Raw genomic sequence first — 250 nt, 5'->3', positions numbered from 1 at the left:
AGCGGGTCCTGCTTGTCCACATTGGTAAAAAGTCGCATTTCCAGGCCAATAACCCAATGCTCATTCAAGCGCCGTGAGGCTTCCACATTGGCGAAGGTGGAACTGGAGTCCATATCGACGGTGCCCCCCGCCAGAATGCGGGTATTATGGATATCGTTATCGGTGAATCTCGCCCCGAAAAAGATATCGTCCTGCAGTACCGTGGCAGCACTATCACCCCGTTCGTCGTAGTTGTACTCCAGCAGCCAGC

1 protein-coding gene is annotated in these 250 nt (G+C 54.0%); it reads right to left on the bottom strand.

The features are described from left to right. Positions 1 to 250 (bottom strand): hypothetical protein (locus MO867_RS23015; RefSeq protein ID WP_252473480.1); only part of this gene is annotated, 250 nt, incomplete at both ends.

This window comes from Microbulbifer okhotskensis (assembly GCF_023895975.1).
Taxonomy (GTDB): domain Bacteria; phylum Pseudomonadota; class Gammaproteobacteria; order Pseudomonadales; family Cellvibrionaceae; genus Microbulbifer; species Microbulbifer okhotskensis.
The sequence above is the reverse complement of the archived record's forward strand: the minus strand, read 5'-3'. Positions and strand labels throughout refer to the sequence as shown.